This is a genomic window from Citrobacter sp. Colony219 (assembly GCF_019382635.1).
GTDB lineage: Bacteria > Pseudomonadota > Gammaproteobacteria > Enterobacterales > Enterobacteriaceae > Citrobacter > Citrobacter youngae.
Genome location: NZ_CP080033.1, coordinates 2977356 through 2979676 on the forward strand (window position 1 = coordinate 2977356; position 2321 = coordinate 2979676).

The following is a 2321-nucleotide window of genomic DNA, read 5'->3' on the forward strand; positions in this document are numbered from 1 at the left end:
CAATCTGTCTTTGCTCACTTAGTTACAAATCTGCGACCTAACGCCTGAATATCAATGCTAAAATTATTATTCTCATCATAATTTCCGACAAAATTGACTTCCTATGGAAAAAATTCAGGCCGATGGCCTGCCATTGCCCCAGCGATACGGTGCAATTTTAACCATTGTTATTGGCATCTCTATGGCAGTACTGGACGGCGCAATTGCTAACGTTGCCCTGCCGACGATTGCCACCGATCTTCAGGCCTCCGCGGCCAGTTCAATCTGGGTCGTTAACGCCTACCAAATTGCGATTGTCGTATCACTCCTGTCACTCTCATTTCTGGGTGATATGTTTGGCTACCGACGCATATACAAGTGCGGACTGGTGGTATTTCTGCTCGCATCACTTTTCTGTGCCCTCTCCGATTCGCTGCACATGCTAACACTGGCGCGTGTGGCTCAGGGTTTCGGCGGAGCGGCATTGATGAGCGTGAATACAGCACTCATTCGCCTGATTTATCCGCAGCGTCAGCTTGGACGAGGCATGGGAATCAACTCCTTTATCGTGGCGGTTTCCTCAGCAGCAGGCCCGACTATTGCGGCAGCGATCCTCTCAATTGCCTCGTGGAAATGGTTGTTTCTGATTAACGTGCCACTGGGTATTATCGCGTTACTGCTGGCCATGCGCTTCCTGCCACCTAATACACCGCGTAGCAATAAGCCACGTTTTGATCTGCCCAGCGCGGTGATGAATGCGCTAACGTTTGGCTTGCTAATCACCGCACTTAGCGGTTTTGCACAAGGGCAATCGCTTAAGTTAATTGGTGCTGAGCTCGTAGGGCTCATCGTGGTCGGTTTCTTCTTTATCCGCCGTCAGCTCGCGCTACCGGTACCATTATTACCGGTTGACCTGCTGCGCATTCCGCTGTTTTCACTCTCGATTTGCACGTCAATCTGTTCATTTAGCGCACAAATGCTGGCGATGGTTTCCCTGCCCTTCTTTCTACAAACTGTGCTCGGTCGTAACGAAGTAGAAACGGGCCTGCTATTGACCCCATGGCCGCTGGCAACCATGGTGATGGCGCCACTGGCCGGGTATCTTATCGAACGCGTCCACGCGGGGTTATTGGGTGCGCTGGGTATGGTCGTGATGGCAAGCGGGTTGTTTTCGCTGGTGCTGCTGCCCGCTTCGCCCTCCGATTATAATATCATCTGGCCGATGATATTGTGCGGCGCAGGCTTTGGTCTATTCCAGTCACCGAATAACCACACCATTATCACCTCTGCGCCGCGTGAGCGCAGCGGCGGGGCGAGCGGTATGCTGGGAACGGCGCGCCTGTTAGGGCAAAGTACCGGCGCAGCGCTGGTGGCATTGATGCTCAATCAGTTTGGCGATAACGGAACACATATATCTCTGATAACTGCGGGTGTACTGGCAACGGTTGCTGCCATAGTGAGCAGCCTGCGTATCACGCAGCCGCGTGCATAAACGCCAGGCCCGGCAACACTTCGCCGGGCCTGGCGTCATTTATTATTCGCGTAACGATTCCGATGTCACCACTCCGGCTGGTACATAGGATTGGACGGATCGTCGGTATCTCCCATTATACAATCTGAAAAAAACTCCAGACTAAATCCTGAAGTGGCTAACTGCATCAATTTACGCTGCTCATCCGTTAAATTCGCTGTTGGGTCGAGTTCTTCTGCTGAAACAGCATCATCTGCAGAAACTGGCGTTGAGCTGATGGTCATGTCGCTCATGATAAATACCTATTTCAGGAACTCTTTTTGGGTTTCCAGTAGAGCTTCTATCGTCGACGACAATACCTTGGTCAGGTTATTGAAGATGGTATTAGCCTGGCTTAATTTTTCTGACATAACTTGTGACTGGCTTTCTACTGTACTGGACATCGTGTTCATCGAGTTTTCCCACTCGTTAAACATACCGCTGCTGATAGTGGCAGATTCATCCGCGCCGTGTCCTTCAAAATCCCAGGTCGATGCGGGAGAAACATAAATATTCGCTTTATCTCCTCCCGTCCCATTCATATCATATGCCTGGTCTATAACAACAACACTTTCTGTAACATGCACACTAGTATTACTATCACCAGCATCACTATTAGTTTTTGCTGGATCCAACATTGACGTTGGAATCAAAAAACAATCATATTCATGATAATCTTCAGTGGCCGTTGATGTTATGAGTGTATAGCCCTCCGGGATATAAAATCCTTTATCGCCTATTTTGTCAATGGGGACAATAACCATCTCCTTAGACGTTGGAATAATAGAATATGATTTATTCCCCCCTGTATTTCCAGAATATCTTGGATCGG

3 protein-coding genes are annotated in these 2321 nt (G+C 49.3%); 1 reads left to right on the forward strand and 2 read right to left on the reverse strand.

Features of this window, described 5'->3' with window-relative positions; all coding sequences use genetic code 11:
- Window positions 1-103 precede the first annotated feature (103 nt).
- Entirely contained in the window at window positions 104-1471 is a 1368-nt protein-coding gene (locus JTI85_RS13365; protein ID WP_200036314.1) for an MFS transporter, read from the forward strand.
- A 65-nt stretch (window positions 1472-1536) separates the two neighbouring features.
- Here the strand turns inward: JTI85_RS13365 and JTI85_RS13370 are convergent, their stop codons facing one another.
- Together JTI85_RS13370 and JTI85_RS13375 are read right to left on the reverse strand one after the other, a co-directional pair.
- On the reverse strand, window positions 1537-1743 hold the full coding sequence (locus tag JTI85_RS13370; protein WP_115601884.1) for a hypothetical protein: 207 nt from the start codon (window positions 1741-1743) through the stop codon (window positions 1537-1539).
- Between the two features lie 9 nt (window positions 1744-1752).
- A partial coding sequence (locus tag JTI85_RS13375) for an IpaD/SipD/SspD family type III secretion system needle tip protein (RefSeq protein WP_219351621.1) occupies window positions 1753-2321 on the reverse strand: 569 nt, incomplete at its 5' end.